Here is a 19832-nt window from a genome sequence, read left to right as displayed (position 1 = left end):
CGGCGCCCGGGCCGTGAGGCTCACGCTGCCCGGGTGGCGCCGGGGGCGGCCCGGTCGTGGTGGATCGGTCCGTCGGAGCCCGTGAGCGGGGCGCCGGTGCCGCCGCGCCTTGCGGCGACGATCTCGGCCGCGATCGACAGGGCGGTCTCCTCCGGGGTCCGCGCGCCGAGGTCCAGGCCGATCGGGGACCGCAGGCGGGCCAGTTCCGCTTCGCTCACGCCTGCCTCGCGCAGCCGGCGCCGGCGGTCCTCGTGGGTGCGGCGTGAGCCCATCGCGCCGACGAAGGCGACCGGCATCCGCAGCGCGACCGTGAGCAGCGGTATGTCGAACTTCGCGTCGTGGGTGAGCACGCACAGCACCGTCCGCCGGTCCGTGGGGGTCTCCCGCAGATAGCGGTGCGGCCAGTCGACGACGATGTCGTCGGCCTCGGGGAAGCGGCCCCGCGTGGCGAACACGGGCCGGGCGTCGCACACCGTGACGTGGTACCCGAGGAACTTGCCCGCCCTGACCAGTGCCGCGGCGAAGTCGACCGCGCCGAAGACGATCATGCGGGGCGGGGGCAGGGTGGACTCCACGAGGAGGGTCAGACCGCCCGGGCAGTGCGAGCCGTCCTCGGACAGCTCCACCGTGCCCGTACGGCCGGCCTCCAGCAGGGCCCGGGCCTCGGCGACCGCGGTGCGGGCCGCTTCCGGGTGGTCGCCGAATCCGCCGTCGTCCGCGCCCTCGTCCGTCCCGTCCGGCCGGACCAGCACCGTGGCGCCCAGCAGGTCGTCCGGGCCCCGGACGATCCGGGCGACGGCCACCGGCTCGCCCCGGACGGCGGCCGACAGCGCCGCCCGCAGGACCGTCCGCACGGGTGCGTGCGACGGGACCGGGGTGATCATCATGTCGATGGTCCCGCCGCAGGTCAGTCCGACGGCGAAGGCGTCCTCGTCGCTGTAGCCGAACTGTTCGAGGACGGTGGTGCCGTCCTGCAGCGCCTGCCGGCACAGGTCGTAGACCGCGCCTTCCACGCAGCCGCCGGAGACCGAGCCGATGACGGTGCCCTCGCTGTCGACCGCGAGGGCCGCGCCCGGGCCGCGCGGCGCGCTGCCGCCGACGGCCACCACGGTGGCGACGGCGAAGGCGCGGCCCTCCTCGGTCCAGCGGTGCAGTTCCCCGGCGATGTCAAGCATGTGGCTCCCCTGCGGCCGCCTGCAGGACCCGGTCGGGGCGGATGGGCAGGTGGCGGTGGCGGACGCCGGTGGCGTGCCAGACCGCGTTGGCGACGGCGGCCGCGGCGCCGACGATGCCGATTTCGCCGACGCCCTTGATCCCGACCGGGTCGTCCGGATCCGGGTCGTCGACCCAGTCGGCCTCGATCAGCGGCGGTACGTCGGCGTGCGTGGCGACGTGGTAGCCGGCGAGGTCGGCGCCGTAGAGGCCACCGCTGGCCCGGTCGCGGACGGCCTCCTCGTGCAGCGCCATGGAGATGCCCCAGATCATGCCGCCGACGAGCTGGTTGCGTGCCGTCAGCGGGTTGACGATCTTGCCTGCGGCGAAGATGCCGAGCATGCGGCGCACCCGGACCTCGCCGGTGGTGACGTCCACGGCGACCTCGGCGAACTGGGCGCCGAAGGAGTGCCGCTCCTTGCGGGCCAGGGCGCCGACGGCCTCGGTGGTGTCGGACCGTACCGTGATGCCCTCCGGCGGGATGTCGGTGCCCAGTGCCAGCCGTTCGCGCAGTTCTCCGGCCGCGGCGGTGACGGCCCAGGCCCAGGAGCGGGTGCCCATGGAACCGCCGGCGATCATCGCCGGCCCGAAGTCGCTGTCGCCGATGCGTACCCGGACCTTGTCCGGGGTGGTCGCCAGGGCGTCGGCGGCGATCAGGACCAGCGCGGTACGGGCGCCGGTGCCGATGTCCGCGGCGGCGATCCGCACGGTGAAGGTGCCGTCCGCCTCGGCGGTGACGATGGCGGTGGACGGTCCGGCTCCGGAGGGGAAGGACGCGGCGGCCATGCCGGTGCCGAGCAGCCAGCGTCCCTCGCGGCGCACGCCGGGGCGCGGGTCCCGGTCCGCCCAGCCGAATCTGCGGGCACCCTCACGGAAGCAGGCTTCCAGGTTGCGGCCGCTGAAGGGCAGCCCGGAGGCGGGGCCCCGCTCCGGTTCGTTGCGCCGGCGCAGTTCGATCGGGTCCAGGCCGCATTTCTCGGCGAGTTCGTCGAGCGCCGACTCCAGCGCGAAGGACCCCGGGGCCTCTCCCGGTGCGCGCATGAACGTCGGGGTCGGTACGTCCAGCCGGACGATGCGGTGGGCCGTACGGTGGGCGTCGGCGTCGTACATCACCCGCGAGGGGGCGGCGCAGGACTCGACGAACTCGTGCACGGACGAGGTCTGGTTGAGCGAGAGGTGTTCCAGCGCGCGCAGGCGTCCGTCGGCGTCCGCGCCGAGCCTGATCCGCTGGGCAGTCGGGCTGCGGTAGCCGGTCAGCGAGAACATCTGGCGGCGGGTCAGCACGACACGGACCGGACGGTGCAGGACGGTCGTGGCCATCACGGCGCCCACCTGGTGGACGCGGACCCCCTTGCTGCCGAAGCCGCCGCCGACGTGTTCGGAGCGCACCCGCACGGCGGACGGGTCGAGCGAGAACAGGTTGGCCAGTTCGCCGACGACCCAGGTGGCGCCCTGGTTGGAGTCGACGACCTCCAGCCGCCCGCCGTCCCACAGGGCGGTGGCCGCGTGCGGCTCCATCATGCTGTGGTGTTCTTCGGGGGTGGTGTACTGCTGGTCCAGGGCGACGGCGGAGGCGGCGAGTTCGGCTTCCAGGTCGCCCTTCTCGACCACCGCCGGCATATGGCCCTCCAACGCGTAGGCGTCGGTGCGGTCGGCGGAGAACTCGGTGTCGTGCGGCTCCTGTTCGTAGTGCACGACGAGGGCTTCGGCCGCTTCCCGGGCCTGCTCGGAGGTCTCGGCGACGACCAGGGCCACCGGCCAGCCCAGGTGCGCCACCCGGTCGTTCTGGAAGAGGGTGCAGGTGGGGTCCGGCGGAGTGCCCAGCATGCCGATGAAGTCGGTCTTCAGGCGGGGCGCGTTCCCGTGGTGCAGGACGGTGAGGACGCCGGGCATGGCGAGGACGGGCGCGGTCTCCACGGACCGGATCCGGCCACGGGCCACGGTGGAGAGCACCAGCCAGCCGTGGGCCAGGTCGGCGAAGGGGATCTCGCCGGCGTAGCGCGCGGCTCCGGTGACCTTGTCGCGGCCCTCCACACGGGTGTGCGCGGTGCCCACGGCGCCCTGGACGGTCGTACGCGTTCCGGTGGCGGTGGTCATCGGGCGGTCTCCTCGGCGAGTTCGGTCAGCACGGCCACCACCAGGTTGCGCATGAGGGTCACCTTGTACCCGTTGTGCGGCAGCGGGTCGGCCGCCGCCAGCTCGGCGTCCGCGGCGGCGGCGAAGGCCGCGGCGTCGGCGGGTGCACCGGTCAGCGCCTGTTCGGCCGCGCGGGCCCGCCAGGGGCGGGAGGCGACGGCTCCGAAGGCGAGGCGCACTTCGTGAACGGCGCCGTCGCGGACGTCGAGCGCGGCGGCCACCGAGCCGATGGCGAACGCGTAGGAGGCACGCTCGCGCACCTTGCGGTAGCGCGAGTTGCCCGCGACCGGGGCGGGCGGCAGCGTGACACCGGTGATCAGCGCCCCGGGCGGCAGAGCGGTCTCGCGGTGCGGGGTGTCTGCCACGGGCAGGTAGAAGTCCGCGAGGGGCAGGCTGCCCGGCCCGTCGGCCGTCACGTAGGAGACGACGGCGTCGAAGGCGGTCAGGGCCACCCCCATGTCCGACGGGTGGACCGCCACGCAGTGCTCGGAGGCGCCCAGGATCGCGTGGTTGTGGTGCTCGCCCTCGATCGCGGGGCAGCCGCTGCCGGGGACGCGCTTGTTGCACGCCCGGGTGACGTCGGTGAAGTAGCCGCAGCGGGTGCGCTGGAGCAGGTTGCCGCCGACGGTGGCCATGTTGCGCAGCTGGCCCGAGGCACCTGCCAGCACCGCCTGCGCCAGCGCGGGGTAGCGGCGGCGCACCTCGGGGTGGGCGGCCAGGTCGCTGTTGGTGACCGTGGCGCCGATGCGCAGGCCGCCCTCCTCGGTGGGCTCGATCCCGTCGAGCGGGAGCTCGCGCACGTCGACGAGCCGGGCGGGCCGCTCGACACCGGTCTTCATCAGGTCGACCAGGTTGGTGCCGCCGCCGAGGAACCGGGCGTCCGGGTCGGCGTCCAGCAGGGCGACGGCACCGGCGACGTCCCGGGCCCTCTCGTAGCCGAACTCCCTCATGCCACGGCCTCCTTGGTCTCCGCGGCCGACGCCTTGCCGTCGGACTGCGTGGTCGCGGCGGCCCGGGCGACCGCCTGGGCGATGGACGCGTAGGCGCCGCAGCGGCACAGGTTGCCGCTCATCCGCTCCTTGATCTCCTCCGGAGTCAGCGGAGGCGGCCCCGCTTCGGGACGCACGTCGTCGGTGGCGGCGCTCGGCCAGCCGGCGGCGTGCTCCTCGATCATGGCGACGGCCGAGCAGATCTGGCCCGGTGTGCAGTAGCCGCACTGGTAGCCGTCGAGGTCGAGGAAGGCCTGCTGCACCGGGTGCAGCCGGTCGCCTTCGGCGATGCCCTCGACGGTGGTGATCTCACGCCCCTCGGCAGCGACCGCCAGCTGGAGACAGGCCACAGCGCGACGGCCGTCGAGCAGCACGGTGCAGGCACCGCACTGTCCCTGGTCACAGCCCTTCTTGGTGCCGGTCAGATCGAGCCGCTCCCGCAGGGCGTCGAGCAGGGTGGTGCGGTGGTCGACGGACAGCGCGTGCTTCTCGCCGTTGATGTTCAAGGTGATCGGGCTGTGCGTCGACGAGGTGGCTGGGTCCATGGTCAGCTTCTTTCGCGTATGCGGCGGAAACACGTCGGGATGTCGGCCTGAAAGATGACGAGTCCGGAAAATGCGGCGCGTTGCGGGGTAAGGACTCAGGTGGCAGGAGTGGGCACTGTACGTGGCAGAAAAGCGCTGCCCGCCGCTATGGTGGACGACAAGCGGACAGCTGTCCGTTATCGAAAACCTACCGGACAGCTGTCCGCTTAGCAAGACCGGGTTCGGCTACGCACCCGAAAGGAGCACGAGTGCAGCACAAGAAGCACGCCCCTCTGCGCTCGGACGCGCAACGCAACCGCGAGACCATCCTGGAGGTCGCGGTGGCCGAGCTGACCCGCTGTGCCGACGTCCCCCTCAGCCTGATCGCCAGGAAGGCGGGGGTGGGGCAGGGCACGTTCTACCGCAACTTCCCCAACCGCGAGGCGCTGGTCCTGGAGATCTACCGGCACGAGATGCAGCAGGTCTCCGACAGCGCGGCCGAACTGCTGAAGTGCCGCCCTCCCGACCGGGCGCTGCGGGAGTGGATGGACCGCCTGGCCCGGTTCGCGATGACCAAGGCCGGGCTGGCGGACGTGATCCGCCAGGCCACGAGCGGACCGGGCAGCCCGGCCAAGCCGGGGCACACCGCTCTGTCCACCGCCGCCGAACTGCTGCTCCGCGCCGCGGAGGAGGCCGGCACCATCAGACCCGGCGTGAGCGCGGACGACTTCGTCCTCGCCATCGCCGGCATCTGGCAGCTGGATCCGCACGGCGACTGGCAGTCCCGCGCGAGCCGCCTCCTCGACCTGGTGATGGACGGCCTGCGCGTCGGAGCGCCCGGCCGCTGAGGGCGCACGGCTCCCTCCGGAACGCGAACGGACCCGGCCGCGAACCACCGCCCGCCTCCGGCCACCCCCTCTCCCCCGAGCCCGTCGCCTCACCCGGCCTCGCCTCACCAGCCCTCACCCCACCCGCGTCACCCCACCCTCGTCACCTCGCCCCGCCCCGCACCGTCCTGCCCCTCTGGGCGCTCCTCCCCTCGCCCTCTCCCCCATCTCCCCTCAACGGGCCCCGAGTTCGTGTCACCTCGTTTCGTCCCGAGGGGTCCTCGCGCCCCGCGCGTAAACACAAGTGACGCTGCCACGACAGCGACACCGTGAACCTCGCCGCAGGCAGCGCCCGCGAACCAAGGAGCAGGGGACGACATGAGATTCCTGGACCGTGAACGTGCGGCCCTCACCAAACTGCTGCCGGGGCTCGACGACAGCCTGCGAGCCGTACCGCTGATGACCCTGGAGCGGCCCGGCAGCCCGGGCATCGGGCTCTTCCGGGACAGCGGCGGCCCGGGGCTGCTCGCCCCGGCGTCGCTCCAGGGCCGGGGCGCCACCGCGCTCGACGCCGTACGGGTGCAGCGCGCCCTCGGCAGCCGCTCGCCCTCCCTGGCCGTGGCGACCACCATGCACCACTTCTCGATGGCGACCCTCGTCGGACTGAGCAATGCCGGTGAAGGCCTGGAGTGGATGCTGGTCCAGGCCGTCGCCACGGAGAACCAGCTGATGGCCTCCGGGTTCGCCGAGGGGCGCAGCGGCGCCGGCATCCTGTCGCCGTCGATGTCCGCCACTCCGACACCCGAGGGGCTGCGGATCACCGGCGTGAAGCGCCCGTGCAGCCTGGCCCGCTCCATGGACCTGCTCACCGCGAGCGTGCTCGTGCCCCGCGAGGACGGCGAGGGCGAGGAACTGGCCGTGGCCCTGGTACCCGCCGCCAGCGAGGGGCTGAGCGTCAGCGGTTTCTGGTCCAGCGGGTTCCTGGCGGGCGCGGAGAGCGACCAGGTGACCCTGGACGGCGTGCTGGTGCCGCCCGACCTCATGGTGCGCACCGCGTGCCCGCCCGGGGCCCGGCTCGACGAGGTGCAGACGATCGGTCTGGTCTGGTTCGAGCTGCTGATGACGGGCAGCTACCTGGGCGCGGCGAGCGGCCTGGTGGAGCGGGTGCTGCTCAACGACCGGGTACCCGAGAGCGAGCGGGTCGCGCTGCTGGTCGCCGCCGAGAGCGCGGCGGCGTCCGTCGAGGGCCTCGCCCGCCGTGTGGACGAGAGCACTCCCGACGAGTCCGCGCTGGCCGAATCGCTCTACGTCCGCTACGGCGTCCAGGACGCGCTGTCCCGGATCGTCCCGCGCGCGGTGGAACTGCTCGGCGGCCTGAACTTCATGACCTCCGACGAGGTCGGCTACCTCGCCGCCTGTACCAACGGCCTCGCCCTGCACCCGCCGTCCCGGTCGCGGATGACCGGCCCGCTGGCCGCTTATCTGGCCGACGGGTCACTGACCGTGGCCTGACACCCCCGCACGACGGCGCCCGGCCGCCGCCTGACACCCGGCCGCCACCGCGCGCGGTCGGCCCTGACGGCCCGCCGCCACGGCGCGTGGCTGCGCCTGTCGACCCGCCGGCACAGTGCCCCGCCGTGGCGTGAGACACCGGGGCCCCGTCACGCATCGCCGTGCCCGGCCGCGGTCGGCGCCACGCGCCACCGGACCCACCGGACCCACCGGCCCTTCCGCCACCGCCGTCACATCCGTCATGCCCGTCGTATCCGATACCCCGTCGTATCCGTCACCGCCGTCGTACCCGCCACTCTCGTACCCACCGCCGCCGAAGCTGTCGCCGTCGCACCTGTCGCCGCCGAACCGGTCGGCCCCACGTCGTTCCCGTCACCGCGCCCATCGCCGTGTCCACCGCGCCGGCCGCCCACCGGGCTTCCCGGCCCGCGCCGTCACCGTCCGTCTCCGACCGAGGGGATCCTTCGCATGCCTCATCTACCGCCGCCCCGCCGCCCGGTGCTCCTGCTGACCGGGGGCTCCGGTGTCCTCGGCCGGGCACTGATCGAGGAGCTGTCGCCCGGCTTCCGCATCATCTGCCTGCGCCACCGCACACCCGTGGACGACCCCCGGGTCGAAGAGGTGAGCGCCGACCTGCTGGAACCCGGCCTCGGCCTGTCCCGGACCGAGTTCGCGCGACTGGCCGACGACGTCGACCTCGTCGTGCACTCCGCCGCGGCCACCAACTGGAAGGCCGAGCCCGAGGCGATCTGGCGGGCCAACCTCGACGGCACCGCCACCATGCTCGACCTCGCCGTCCGCGCGCAGGCGCCCTTCCACCACATCAGCACCGCCTTCGTGGCCAACCCGCTGGCCGAGGAGGAGCAGCGGCGCTTCCCCGGTGCCGCCGCCTACCTGGCCTCCAAGACCGCGGCGGAACAGGCCGTGCGCGAGGCGCCGGTGCCCGCGACGATCCTGCGTCCGTCGGTGGTGATGGGCGACTCCGTCACCGGCCGCATCGCGGGCGCCCAGGGGCTGACGCGGGCCCTGGGAGCCATCGTGAAGGGACAGGTCCCGGTCCTGCCCGGAGAGCCGGGGGCGCGCATCGACATGGTGCCCCAGGACGTCGTCGCCCGTGCTGTCGGCGCGTTGCTGCGCGGCGGGGTCACCCAGGGCGAGTACTGGCTGACGGCCGGCACCGAGGCACTGCTGCAACGCGAGGTCGTCGACACCTGCATGGAGTTCGCCGACCGGTACGGTCCCCGCCCGCACCCCCCGCGGCTGATCCCGCTGGAGTCGGTGCACCGGCTCCTGCTCCCGCTGATCGAGGGCCCGGCCTTCCCGGAGTCGCTGCGCCGCCGTTTCCACACGTACGCGGAACTGCTGCTCGTCTTCCAGCGGGCCCTGCCCTTCGAGTCCTCCCTGGGCTCGGCGCACTGCGGCACGGCCGTCGCCAAGGACGACCTGCGCCGGGCGCTGCTGAGCAACCTGGCCGCCTGGGCGGCGGGTCCGGCGGGCCTGCGACGGCAACGGCGGACCCGGCCGGCCCTCCAGGAGGGCACCGCGCCCCGGGAGCTGGCGTCATGACGGCGCTCCCCGTCACCGAGACCGCGCCTTCCCCGGCAGGCCCCCGAGCCCCGGAAGCGACGGAGGATGCGGCACCGCCGCCCCCGGACCTCCGGGCCGACGGAGCGCACATCGCCCGTCTCTACCGTGAGCACCTGGCCTCCGGCCGCGCGGTGCTCGGCGAGGTGCTCGGCGGCATGGTGGAGACGGCGTCCGAGGGTGCCTGGGTGCACACCGCGGACGGCCGCCGCTATCTGGACTTCGGCGGGTACGGCGTCTTCATCCTCGGCCACCGGCACCCGGCGGTGACCGCCGCGGTGCACCGGCAGATCGACGCCCACCCGCTGGCCACCCGGGTGTTCCTGGAGCCCGTCGCCGCCCGGGCCGCCGCCGCGCTGGCCGCGCACACCCCGCTCGGCCTGGACCGGGTGCACTTCGTCAACTCCGGCGCGGAGGCCACCGAGGCCGGACTCAAACTGGCCCGCGCCCACGGCCGCACCGCGCTGGTCAGCACCGTCGGCGGATACCACGGCAAGACCCTCGGCGCGCTCAGCGCGACCGCCAACCCGACCTACCAGGACCCGTTCCGTCCCCTGCTGCCGGACAGCGCGGCGGTGCCGTTCGGGGACCGGGAGGCCCTGGAGGACATGCTCGCCCGCTTCGGCGAACGGGCCTGTGTGATCGTGGAGCCCGTGCAGGGCGAGGGCGGCGTCCGCATCCCCCCGCCGGGCTACCTGGCGGACGCGGGGCGGCTGTGCCGGACGTACGGTGCCTTCCTGATCGTGGACGAGATCCAGACAGGTCTGGGCCGGCTGGGTTCGTGGTGGGGTGTGGACACGGAGCACGTCCGTCCCGATGTGCTCCTCGTGGGCAAGGGCCTGAGCGGCGGTGTGGTGCCGGTCGCCGCGATGGTGGCCACCGACGAGGCCTACGCGCCGTTCTCGCGCGACCCCTACCTGCACACCTCCACCTTCGCCGCCTCGCCGCTCGCCTGCGCCGCCGCGCTGGCCGCCGTGCAGACCATGGAGCGGGAGGACGTGCCGGGCCGTGCCCGGGCGCTGGGACTGAGGCTGCTGCACGGCGTGCGCGCCGCCTGTACGCCCTACACCGGCGGCCTCGTCCGCGACGTGCGCGGCCGTGGCCTGCTGATCGGCTTGGAGTTCGGTGTCGAGCAGGCCGTGGGCGAGCTGATCCTCGAACTGGTCGGGCGTGGCGTCCTGGTGAACCACTCGCTCAACGCGGGCCGTGTGCTGCGGCTGACCCCGCCGGCCGTCGTCACCGACGACGAGCTGGGACTCTTCCTCACGGCCCTGAGCGAGGCGCTGCGAGCGGTGGCGGCCCGGGTCGGCTGACCGGCCCTCCTCCCGTCCCCCTTCGCCTCTTGCCTCCCCGGACCGCTCTCCCCTCTCTCCTCGAAGGCCCCTGCGCACCACGGGGCTGCCGAGGCCGACCACCGACCACCACGACCACGACCACGACCACGACCACGACCACGACCACGACCACGACCACGAAAGGTATTGCCATGCGTCGCGTGACCGTACAGATGAACGCCCAGGACGTGAGCCCGGAAGCAGCCTACGAACGCATCCGGGACTTCCGCCGCTATCCGGACGTCACCGAGACCGTACGCGAGGTGGTGGTGCATCCGCCCGGCGCCGACGGCTCGGTGGTGTCGGACTGGACCGTCCGGTTCCGCAACGGCCTGATGCGGTGGTCGGAACGTGACTCGTTCCATCCGGAGCGCCTGACACTCGGCTTCACCCAGCTGCGCGGCGACTTCGAGGTGTTCGAGGGGACCTGGCGGTGCGCGCCGACCGGGTCCGGCACCGTCGTGACCTTCGACGCCGTGTTCGATCTGGGCATCCCGACCCTGGCCGACATGCTGGACCCGGTGGCGGAGTCCACACTGCGCACCAACATCGAACTGATCCTGGGCGGACTGCTCGGCTCCGTCACCGCGGCGCCGGCCCTCCCGCTGCCCCGGACGGCGGCGCCCGTCAGTGGCTGATCTCGCCCTCGCCCCGCTCAGACCGGGAGCACCGCCCGCCGCGGGCTGGGACACGCTGCGCGACGAACCCGGTCCCGACGCCGTCCGCTGCCTCGCCCTCTACACCAGGCTGGCGGCCGGGGTCACGGTGGTCACCGCGCTCGACGCCGCCGGCCGGCCGGCCGGGATGACCGTCTCGGCCCTGACCTCCGTGTCGGCCCGGCCTCCGCTGCTGCTCGCCTGTCTGCGCGGCGGTTCGCAGACGCTGACCGCCGTACGGGAGCGCGGCGCGTTCGCCGTCAGCTTCCTCACCGAGCGGCAGCGCGGCGTCGCCGAGCGCTTCGCCGACCCGGCCCTGTCCCCCGCCGCCCGGTTCGCCGGCGTCCCGGTCCGGCAGGTGCTGGGCGTGCCGGTGGTGTCCGAGGCGCTCGCCTGGTCGGTGTGTGTCGTGGAGGACGTACGCCGCTACGGCGACCACGACGCGGTCGTCGGCCGGGTACGGGCCGTCGAGGCCGGCGCCGGCAGGCCGCTGGTGTGGCACGACCGTACCTTCCACGCCCTCACCCCCCTGCCACCCCGGACCGCGCCCGCCTCTTCTCCTTCTCAGGCCGCACCCGCTCCTGCTCCTTCTCAGGCCGAAACCGCTTCTCTCCCGTCCCAGGGCGGGGGAAGTTGACCGTTCTCCTCCTCAAGGACGCCCGGCCATCAGCTCCACCGGCCGGGCGTCCGCGTATCCGCTCACCGACATGACCGTCCAAGGAGGCCGTATGTCCCTGCCCCCCATCCCCGGAGTGAACGCCGACGACGCGCGGACCGAACTCACCCGCACGCCCGAGCGGCTCGCCGGCAACACCACGGCGGCGAGCCACCGGGTCGCCGCCGCTCTCGACGCCGAGGCCACCGCGGACGACTGGGGCCGGCCCCCGGACGCCCAGCGCCCGTACCCCGTCGTCCTCGTGCACGGCACCCTGGGCGACCGCCAGTACGTGTGGCGGGAGGCGGTGCCGGTGCTCAAGGCCGCCGGGCACCGGGTCTTCCGGCTGAACTACGGGGAGATGCCGACCCTGCCACGGCTGTACGGCCTCGCCGACATCCGGCTCTCCACCCGGGAACTGGCCGAGTTCGTCGACCGGGTGCTCGCCGACACCGGCGCGGCCCAGGTCGACCTCGTCGGGCACTCGCAGGGCGGGATGATCCCGCACTACTACCTGAAGTTCCTCGGCGGCGCCGGCAAGGTGCGCCGGTTCGTCGGCATCGCGCCCAGCAGCCACGGCGTGACCGTGGAGGGGCTGACGGCGCTGGTCCGCCAGGCGGTCGGGGTGCGGGACATCGTCGAGGAGGAACTGCTCTTCCGGGTGAGTCCGGCGTTCGTGCAGCTGCTGCACGACTCGGAGTTCGTCCGCGAGCTGACGTCGACGGGCGACACCGTCGCCGGCGTGCGGTACACCGTGATCTGGTCCACGCGGGACGAGGTGGTCCAGCCGCCCACCTCGCAGCGGCTCACCCCCAGTGAGCCGGGGCACGAGGTCACCAACCTGTGCCTGCAGGAACTCGCCCCGGACAACCGGGCCACGCACATGGCGATGCCGTACGACCCCGTCGTGCTGCGCGAGATGCTCCGGGCCCTGGACGGCTGAGCGGCCGGCCCGGCGCACGACGAAGTGGGGTGAGGCCCTCGGGCCTCACCCCACCGTCGTGTTCCCGGCCGTGCTCAGTACGCGGTGCACCTGCCCTTCTCGCCGTTCCAGAAGCAGACCTGGCCGACGACGTCGAATCCGGCGACCCCGTTCGGGTCGATCTTGTCGAAGCGCGGCACGGGGATCTGGAGGCCGTTGATCCCGTCACCGGCGAGCGGGCCGCTGGTCACGGTGCGGTCGGGCACGGGACTGCCCTTCTTCAGCTCACCGTTGAAGTACAGCGAGCCGTACTCCCCGGTGTTCCAGGTGCCCTGGCCGGTGCCCTCCACCGAGAACGTCGGCACCGGCAGGGCGCCGAACCGGCCCGTGCCGACGACATGGAAGACGATGTCGGTCAGCTCCGGGGCCGCACCGTCCGGCGAGCGGCAGTCGCGGTAGCCGATGTGGCCGGTCACCTGCGACTGCCGGGTGAGCACGCCGAGCGGCGGGCTGAAGTTCACCTCGGCGTCGAGGCGGCAGACCAGGTCGGGTACGGGCCCCGGGTCCGCCGCCGCGGCCCGGGCGGTGGCGGGGGCGGCCGGGGTGGCAGCCGGTGCGGCGACGGCGGCCGGGGCGGTCAGGCCGAGACCTGCGAGCAGGGCGGCGGGCAGCAGCGCCCTGCGCAGCCGGGGCCGGCGCGAGCGGGGTGGGGTGGCGGTGGTCCGGCTGGTCTTCATACGACGGTTCCTTCCGTGTCCGTGAGGGCTTCGGGGACGTACGCGGGTGCGAGGACCCGCGGGGGGTCAGGCGGTGACGGTGCCGGAGCGCAGGACCTCGCTCGCGGAACCCAGGTGGCGCGCGAGGTCCCGGTAGGACTCCAGGACGCCGGTCTCGGTGTAGGCGATGCCGCGCTCGGCGCAGAACCCCTTCACGAGGGGGTAGGCGTGCCGCAGGGCGGAGCGCGGCATGCCCGGGAACAGGTGGTGCTCGATCTGGTAGTTGAGGCCGCCGTAGAAAAAGTCGCCGACCCGGCTGGTGGGCAGGGTGCGGGAGGTGAGCACCTGGCGCTCCAGCCAGCTCCACTCCCCGCCGGTCCGGGTGGGCAGCCCCTTGTGGTTGACGGCGAAGGCGAGGCCGAGCAGGTAGCCGAGCAGCACCTGGTGCACGGCGAGGAACAGCAGGGCGCTCGGCCAGGGCAGCAGCCAGAACAGCGCACCGAAGAACAGCACCGCGTGCAGGGCCATCAGGCCGCCCTCCAGCCAGGGTTTGCGCACGGCGCGCCGGCGCAGGGCGATGACCCCGGCGATGCGCAGCACGACCGACTCCAGGCCGAGCAGCGGGAAGAAGAGGTAACGCTGGTTGGCGGCGAGGAAACGGGCGAACCCGGTGCGCTGCCGGGCCTGTTCGGGCGCGAAGACCGCGACCCGGCGCAGGATGTCGGGGTCCAGCTCCAGGTGGTTGGGGTGGTTGTGGTGCCGGTTGTGGTGCTGCACCCACCAGCCGAAGCACACCCCGAGCATGAGGTTGCCGTGGATCAGGCCGAGGGCGCGGATGGTCTTCTGGGAGCGGCTGATCTGCCGGTGGCCCGCGTCGTGCAGCAGGAAGGCGAGCTGTTCGTGCCAGACCGCCAGCCAGACCGCCGCCGGCACGATCTGCCACCAGATGCCGTCGCTCAGCGCGAGCGCCGCCCAGCCGACGGCGTTCATCAGCCACACGGTGACGATGGCGGCCGCGTACTGCCCCTTGCGGGGCCGCATCAGTCCGGCTGCCGTGACGCGCCGGGTCAGTTCGCGGAAGTCCTCCTCCGCCGCGCCCGGGTCACGGGGTGCGGAGTCGACTGCCGGGATGTCGGTCATCGGGGGTGCCACCAGCCCTTTCGTTCTCGGTTTCGTACGGGGTGGGGAGGCCGCCTCACGGCGCGAGCCCCATGTCGGCCAGGCGCGCCCGCTGGGTGTTCCCGGCCCATTCGGCGGCGGTCGCCATCCGTTCCTCGGCGGTGGTGTCGGCGAGCCGGCGGCCCGGCCACACCTCGTAGTCGCCGGCGATGTCCCGGTGCTGTTCGAGGCCCTGCTGGAAGAGCTGTTCGCGTCGCAGGGTCAGTTCGCGCACGGGCAGCCGGGACCACAGTTCGACACCGCGGGCGATGAGGTCGCCGATGCGCTTGCGGTCCTCGGGGTGCTGTTCCAGGTGGCGCCGGACGATGGTGGTGCCCACCGACAGGTGGCGGATCTCGTCGATGCCGGCGGCCCGTTCGATCTCGGCGGCGGCGGGATCGAAGGGGCGCCACTTGCGTTCGCTGAGTTCCGCGGTGGGCGCGAGGACGCCCTCGACCAGGACGGTCAGGGTGACGACCCCGCCGACGTAGTCCCGCTGGTCGCGCAGGACCTCGAGGCCGAACTCCTCGAGCGGGGCGAGGACCGCGTCCCGGTCGGCCCCTGCGAGGTCCTCCATGGTGGCTTCCAGGCCGGCCGTCTCGACGCCGAGTTCCAGGAGGTGGCCGCGGAAGGCGTAGGCGTGGCGGGCCTCGTCCATCAGCTGGGTGGTGTAGAAGTCCATGCCGCTGAGGTCGGGGGCGTGCGCGACCAGGTAGGAGATGGCGCGGGCCGCCTTCTCCTCGGCCATGGAACGGAAGGCCAGCTCCTGCATCACGGCCTGCCGCAGCGGTCCTTCGCACAGCATGTGCTCCGGGACCGTGACGTCCGGGGTGCGGCCCATGGGGTCGCCGGCGAGGGTGCCTTCGGGGACGGCGCGGAACCAGTAGCCGAGGTCGCAGCCCTCCGGTGTCAGGTCGGCGTGCAGCGCGCCGTCGAGGAGGCTCGGGGCGCGGTTCCGGTCGGCCTCCGCGGGGATCGCGGTGGGGCGGGCCGGGCCGTGGGCGACGGTTGTGGTCATCTCTGCCTTTCAGCTCAGGGTGTGTGCGCGTCGGTGCGCGAGGGAGGGAGGGCGGGCTCAGACGGCCTTGGTCAGCCGCATCAGCCGCCACACGGCGCCGGGGGTGACCCCGCCCTGGAAGGCCAGGTACTCGGGTTCGATCAGCTGCGGACGCCACTTGAGCTTGAACGACTCCTGGGTGGCCGCCGGGTAGATCGCCTGCCCCTTGGCGGCCAGGAGTTCCAGACAGCGCCGCAGGGCACCGCTGGTGGGCCCGAAGGCGCATGCGTCCGGCCGGAGCTGGACGAACGGGGTGAAGCCGAGGTGGAGCCAGGCGCAGTCCTCGTCCTGGAAGCGGCGCAGCGCGGTGGCGAAGACCATCTCGACGGTGCCGGGCGGGGCGTCGGGCAGCCGCCGGGTCAGGTCGTAGAGCCAGCCGGAGCGGTCGCCGAAGACGGGCGAGTACGACACGTAGGCGACCGTCCGTCCGGCGTGCCGGGCGGTGAACAGCCGCCGGTGCGGTGCGCCGGGCCCGCCGCGCTCACCGATCAGGAAGTCCAGCTCCTTCACATGGCGGCCCTTGTCGCGCAGCCAGGCCCGGTCGACGGCGTCGAGGTCGGCACGGACCTGCGGGGCGGCCCGTTCCCCGGCGGTCACCTCGGTGACGGTCACGCCTTCGCGGCGGGCCCGGTTGACCATGTTGCGCACCTTGACCATGCGCTGCCCGCCGAGGCCGTAGCCGTCGAGGTGGATGCTGAAGGAGGCGCCGAACTGGTTGACGGTGAAGCCGTGCCGGGCGTGCAGTTCGGCTGCCGGGCGCGGCAGTTGGACCGCGGTGACCCGCCGCCCCTCGCTTCTGGCCCGTTCCAGCAGCGCGGTGAGCAGCCGGTCCCGGTCCCCGGCGGCGCAGATCGGTCCGCCGAGCGGGAACAGGTGCCGCCGGCCGCCCTCCCGGTAGGGGACGAAGCCGTCGACGCCGGAGGTGCGGAAACGGCGGTTGCCCGCGTTCAGGGCGAGGAAGGCGCTGCTGTGGCCGGCGTGGCGGCGCAGGATGGCGTAGGCCTCGTCGTCGTCGGGGGCCTCCGGCTGCTGCGGCGGCGGTGCGGGCTGCCGCGCCTGCCGGGTGCTCATCGGGCGGCCGCCTGGTGCCAGGGCACGGACGCGAAGTCGTGCAGCGCGGACTGGACCGAGGGGTGCGGGCGGGGTTCGAAGGACACGGTGAACGACTTGACGAAGTTGCCGAACAGGGCGCGGTCGCCGAACAGGTGGATCGGCAGGACGAGCAGCGCCCATTCCCAGCCGTGCACCAGCACCCAGGCGCCGAGGACCGCGCCCTGCACGCTGAGGCTGTGCATGGTGTTGTACAGGACGTAGTAGACCCGGGAGATCCGCCGGTCGGGGCTGCGGTGGTAGGCGACGGCGCCGGGGAGGTAGCCGATCAGGTCGACGTAGAGGAAGAGCACGGCGGCGACCCACCAGCGGATCTCGGCGAGGTGGGCGAGGAAGAACCCGGCGGCGACGAGCAGTCCGAGCAGGTACTCCAGGCGCAGCAGCCGGTAGGTGGTCGGGGTCTGGCAGAGGTTGTGGCCGTCCATCGCGCTCACCGCCCCCCGGCGGGCCGGGTCGCGGTGACCAGGACCATGCTCTGCTTCTCCAGACCGGGGTGGGCGGCCAGGTGCGGAGCGAAGCGTTCGACGGCGTACGGCAGGGCGAGCAGGTCGGCCGTACGGGCGTCCCAGCCACGTTCGCCCCACCAGTGTTCGGCGTCCGCCAGGTGCCACACCCACGGGGTGCCCGAGCCGGACAGGGCCTCCAGCCAGGGCCGGACGAAGGGCGAGTCGGCCGCGTCGGCGTTGAGGCACTCCGCGCCGAGCGTGCTGCCGGGCGCGGACAGTTCCCCGACGGTGGCGACGAGGCGGTCCACGGCCTCGGGGGCCAGGTAGAACAGGAGCCCCTCGCACAGCCAGGCCGTGGGCCGGCCGGGGTCGAACCCGGCGGCCGTCAGCGCGCCGGACCAGTCGGCGAGGAGGTCGGCGGCGACCGGGACGCGGCGGGCGACGGCCGCCGGGTGACCGGAGACGATGCGTTCCTTGAAGGCGTGCACGGCCGGCAGGTCGACCTCGAAGAGGTGGACTCCGTCGGGCCAGTCGAGCCGGTGGGCCCGGGTGTCGAGCCCGGCGCCCAGCAGGACCACCTGCGGGCAGCCGGAACGGGTGGCGGCGATGAGGTGGTCGTCGAAGAAGCGGGTGCGTACGGCCAGCCAGTCCGGCAGTACCTGCTGGAGCAGGCCGCTGCCGGGCGGGGTGCCCGCCTCACGGGCGCGGGCGAGGAACTCGGCGGCCAGCGGGTCGTCGAAGAGGGCGTCGGCGCGGGCCGACTCCTGGGCCCGCATCCGTACGGTCCACAGGGCCGTTCCGGAGACGCCGTCCAGGGCGGCCGACACGGGGTCGGTCCCGTCGGCGGAACCGGGGTGGGTGTCGTCCTGCGGCAGCAGCATGGGCATCGGTCGGGATCCTTCGTCTCAGGGTGCGCACACGAGCGGGTCGTGCCAGGTGGGAGGGCGGGGGTCGGTAAGGGGTGAGCTGGTGGCCGGGCAGCCCGGCGGCTCGGTGGGTGCCCGGGGCGGCCGGTGCCCTGGTGGGCCGCGCGGGGCCGGTGCCGGGCCGGCGCCGGGGGTGGCTGCGGTGCGGGCGGCGCGCGGACGGGCGGGGGCGGGTTCAGCGCGGTGTCCGTCGGCGGTCGAGCAGGAGGGCCGCGGCGCCCAGGGCCATCAGGCCGCGCGAGGGCGACCAGGAGCGCTGCCCGCCCAGGGAGGCGGGGGTGTACGGCTCGTTGACCTGGAGGGCGAAGCGGCGGTTGGCGGCGTCCGCGAGCACTCCGCGCCACTGCTCGGGGCCCGAGGTCACGGCGGTGAGCAGGTCCATGGTGTTGCGGGCGACCTGGTCGAGCGAGAAGTACTCGCGCAGCAGGGAGACGATGATGCCGCGCACCTCGGACTTGAAGACCTCGGCGAGCGCGATGTCCGGCGCCAGGCAGCGCACCGAACCCTCCAGGTTGGCGAAGGACTTGCCCAGCAGGGAGATGGCCGGCGCCGAGCCGATGCCGCGCCGTGTGGCCTTCTCCAGCACGGTGGTCAGGGACACCCCGAAGTTGATGTCCTCCAGCGAGGCCGTGGCCACCTTGGGCACCAGGGCGGCCATGTCGGAGGCGAACGCCGGCAGGTTGGACCAGGCCGTGACACGGCCCATGTCGGCCCACGCCCAGGCCAGTCCGTGGCCGTCGTTCTGGGCGATGGACATCAGCAGCGGCAGCAGGCGCAGGCTGGTGCGCCGGTCGAGCCGGCCGACCATGCCCCAGTCGATGAGGGTGGCCGGACCGCCCGGCCGCGCGAACACGTTGCCCGCGTGCGGGTCGGCGTGGAACATGCGGTCGACGAAGTAGCCGCGGTACATGAACCGCAGCAGGTCCTTGCCCATGTCCATGCGTTCCCGGTCGCTGAACGCGCGCCGGTCGACGTGGCGGACGGAGGTCCCCGCCGCGAGCGACTGCACCAGCACCTTGGGGGTGGCGTGGACGACCCGGGGCACCTCCAGGGTCGGGTAGCGGCGGATGTTCTCGCGCGCCTCGTCCATGTTGCGCGCCTCGCCGGTGAAGTCCAGTTCGGGCTCCATGGCGTCGAAGATGGAGTCGAGCATCGCCTCCACGTCGATGACCTCGTTGAAGCGGGGCGCGGTGCGTGCCAGGATCCGGGACGCCTTGCGCATCAGCGCCATGTCGGTGCGTACGGTGTCGCGGATGCCGGGGCGCTGCACCTTGACGACGGCCGGGCGGCCGCCGGGCAGTTCCACCCGGTACACCTGGGCCAGCGAGGCGGCGCCGAGCGGGCGGGTGGTGTCGATGTCGTCGAAGCAGAGTTTCCAGTCCGGGCCCAGCTCCGCTTCGAGGACCGGTTCGAAGACGGAGAACGGCTGGACGTCGACCTGGTCGTGGAGGTTCTGCAGCTCGGCGATCATGGCGGGGGGCACCATGTCGGGACGGGTGGACAGGATCTGTCCGAGCTTGACGTAGAAGGGGCCGAGGCTCTCCAGTGCCTGACGGACCGCTCGCGCGCGGCGGCTGCCCTCCCCGGCGGCGGTCTCGGCCGACGGCGGCGAGTCCCGCCCGAACTGCCGTCTGGCCCGGGCCATCTGGCCGACCTCGTCGGTGACGAGGCTTCCCAGCACCTTCACCACCAGCCGGAGCCGGCTGCCGAGCGGGGCACTCATGTGCCACATCCTCCTGATGTCTGACGGATGTCGGGGGTTCCCGACGGAGGCCCGGGTTCTCCGGGCGAAGGCGCACCGAGGGGCCGTACGGCCGCCGCGAGTTGCCTGGCTGTGGCACGGAGGTGCCGCACAGCCGCGGGGAGTTGCCTGTCCGAGGGATCGAGGTTTCCTGTCGCCGCGGGGAGTTGCCGGGCCGGGGAACCGAGGTGGCTCACCGACGTAGGGAGTTGCCGGTCGGAGGCACCCCGACGTCCCCGGCACCTCGGTGGGTCTCCGGGCGAGAGGTGCGGAGTTCCCGGGCGGACACCGTGGTCTGCGGGTGCGGGCACGGAGCCCCGGGACGGA

The 19832-nt window shown here is 73.4% G+C and carries 18 protein-coding genes; 7 read left to right on the top strand and 11 right to left on the bottom strand.

The genetic code is table 11. The features are described 5' to 3' along the window. Positions 1 to 20: 20 nt before the first annotated feature. Genes AC6I72_RS27750 through AC6I72_RS27735 form a run of 4 tightly spaced genes read right to left on the bottom strand, consistent with a single transcriptional unit; the run spans position 21 to position 4882 of the window. A complete protein-coding gene (locus AC6I72_RS27750; RefSeq protein WP_498003866.1) occupies positions 21 to 1175 on the bottom strand; it encodes an XdhC family protein in 1155 nt (384 codons plus the stop codon). Beyond that, entirely contained in the window at positions 1168 to 3309 is a 2142-nt protein-coding gene (locus tag AC6I72_RS27745; protein WP_498003865.1) for a xanthine dehydrogenase family protein molybdopterin-binding subunit, read from the bottom strand. Before AC6I72_RS27745 ends, AC6I72_RS27750 begins: the two co-directional genes overlap by 8 nt. Next, positions 3306 to 4298 carry an FAD binding domain-containing protein gene (locus tag AC6I72_RS27740; RefSeq protein ID WP_498003864.1) on the bottom strand — a complete coding sequence of 331 codons (993 nt, stop codon included), beginning with the start codon at positions 4296 to 4298 and terminating at the stop codon, positions 3306 to 3308. Before AC6I72_RS27740 ends, AC6I72_RS27745 begins: the two co-directional genes overlap by 4 nt. Next, entirely contained in the window at positions 4295 to 4882 is a 588-nt protein-coding gene (locus tag AC6I72_RS27735) for a (2Fe-2S)-binding protein (RefSeq protein ID WP_498003863.1), read from the bottom strand. The genes AC6I72_RS27740 and AC6I72_RS27735 overlap by 4 nt, the downstream gene beginning before the upstream one ends. A gap of 248 nt (positions 4883 to 5130) precedes the next feature. Between AC6I72_RS27735 and AC6I72_RS27730 the strand changes: the two genes are divergently transcribed. The 7 genes from AC6I72_RS27730 (at position 5131) to AC6I72_RS27700 (ending at position 12372) form a co-directional block, all read left to right on the top strand. Continuing rightward, positions 5131 to 5709 carry a TetR/AcrR family transcriptional regulator gene (locus tag AC6I72_RS27730; protein ID WP_498003862.1) on the top strand — a complete coding sequence of 193 codons (579 nt, stop codon included), beginning with the start codon at positions 5131 to 5133 and terminating at the stop codon, positions 5707 to 5709. Positions 5710 to 6066: 357 nt separating this feature from the next. Beyond that, on the top strand, positions 6067 to 7200 hold the full coding sequence (locus AC6I72_RS27725) for an acyl-CoA dehydrogenase family protein (protein ID WP_498003861.1): 1134 nt from the start codon (positions 6067 to 6069) through the stop codon (positions 7198 to 7200). A 468-nt stretch (positions 7201 to 7668) separates the two neighbouring features. After that, positions 7669 to 8766 (top strand): SDR family oxidoreductase, encoded by a 1098-nt coding sequence (locus AC6I72_RS27720; RefSeq protein ID WP_498003860.1) that lies wholly within the window; start codon positions 7669 to 7671, stop codon positions 8764 to 8766. Continuing rightward, positions 8763 to 10097 carry an aspartate aminotransferase family protein gene (locus tag AC6I72_RS27715; protein WP_498003859.1) on the top strand — a complete coding sequence of 445 codons (1335 nt, stop codon included), beginning with the start codon at positions 8763 to 8765 and terminating at the stop codon, positions 10095 to 10097. Before AC6I72_RS27720 ends, AC6I72_RS27715 begins: the two co-directional genes overlap by 4 nt. 173 nt (positions 10098 to 10270) lie before the next feature. Then, entirely contained in the window at positions 10271 to 10756 is a 486-nt protein-coding gene (locus AC6I72_RS27710; protein WP_498003858.1) for an SRPBCC family protein, read from the top strand. Further along, positions 10749 to 11411 carry a flavin reductase family protein gene (locus AC6I72_RS27705; RefSeq protein WP_498003856.1) on the top strand — a complete coding sequence of 221 codons (663 nt, stop codon included), beginning with the start codon at positions 10749 to 10751 and terminating at the stop codon, positions 11409 to 11411. The genes AC6I72_RS27710 and AC6I72_RS27705 overlap by 8 nt, the downstream gene beginning before the upstream one ends. Positions 11412 to 11502: 91 nt before the next feature. Next, complete coding sequence (locus AC6I72_RS27700) at positions 11503 to 12372, top strand: esterase/lipase family protein (protein WP_498003854.1); 870 nt, start codon at positions 11503 to 11505, stop codon at positions 12370 to 12372. A gap of 74 nt (positions 12373 to 12446) precedes the next feature. Here AC6I72_RS27700 and AC6I72_RS27695 read toward each other — a convergent pair whose 3' ends face one another. The 7 genes from AC6I72_RS27695 to AC6I72_RS27665 all read right to left on the bottom strand — a co-directional run bounded on the left by AC6I72_RS27695 (position 12447) and on the right by AC6I72_RS27665 (position 19487). After that, positions 12447 to 13088: a hypothetical protein gene (locus AC6I72_RS27695; protein ID WP_498003853.1), complete on the bottom strand. Its 642-nt coding sequence runs from the start codon at positions 13086 to 13088 to the stop codon at positions 12447 to 12449. A 66-nt stretch (positions 13089 to 13154) separates the two neighbouring features. After that, positions 13155 to 14207 (bottom strand): fatty acid desaturase family protein, encoded by a 1053-nt coding sequence (locus AC6I72_RS27690; protein WP_498003852.1) that lies wholly within the window; start codon positions 14205 to 14207, stop codon positions 13155 to 13157. Between the two features lie 55 nt (positions 14208 to 14262). Continuing rightward, on the bottom strand, positions 14263 to 15243 hold the full coding sequence (locus tag AC6I72_RS27685; protein WP_498003851.1) for a ferritin family protein: 981 nt from the start codon (positions 15241 to 15243) through the stop codon (positions 14263 to 14265). Between the two features lie 57 nt (positions 15244 to 15300). Further along, positions 15301 to 16353, bottom strand: coding sequence for a phosphatidylglycerol lysyltransferase domain-containing protein (locus AC6I72_RS27680; protein WP_498003850.1), 1053 nt, complete (start codon positions 16351 to 16353; stop codon positions 15301 to 15303). Continuing rightward, positions 16350 to 16817, bottom strand: coding sequence for a hypothetical protein (locus tag AC6I72_RS27675; protein ID WP_498003849.1), 468 nt, complete (start codon positions 16815 to 16817; stop codon positions 16350 to 16352). The genes AC6I72_RS27680 and AC6I72_RS27675 overlap by 4 nt, the downstream gene beginning before the upstream one ends. Positions 16818 to 16822: 5 nt before the next feature. After that, complete coding sequence (locus AC6I72_RS27670) at positions 16823 to 17725, bottom strand: SAM-dependent methyltransferase (RefSeq protein WP_498003848.1); 903 nt, start codon at positions 17723 to 17725, stop codon at positions 16823 to 16825. Positions 17726 to 17939: 214 nt separating this feature from the next. Continuing rightward, a complete protein-coding gene (locus AC6I72_RS27665; protein ID WP_498003847.1) occupies positions 17940 to 19487 on the bottom strand; it encodes an ABC1 kinase family protein in 1548 nt (515 codons plus the stop codon). Positions 19488 to 19832 lie beyond the last annotated feature (345 nt).

Source organism: Streptomyces sp. Xyl84, from assembly GCF_059731885.1.
This window is presented reverse-complemented; position numbering and strand designations above follow the sequence as displayed.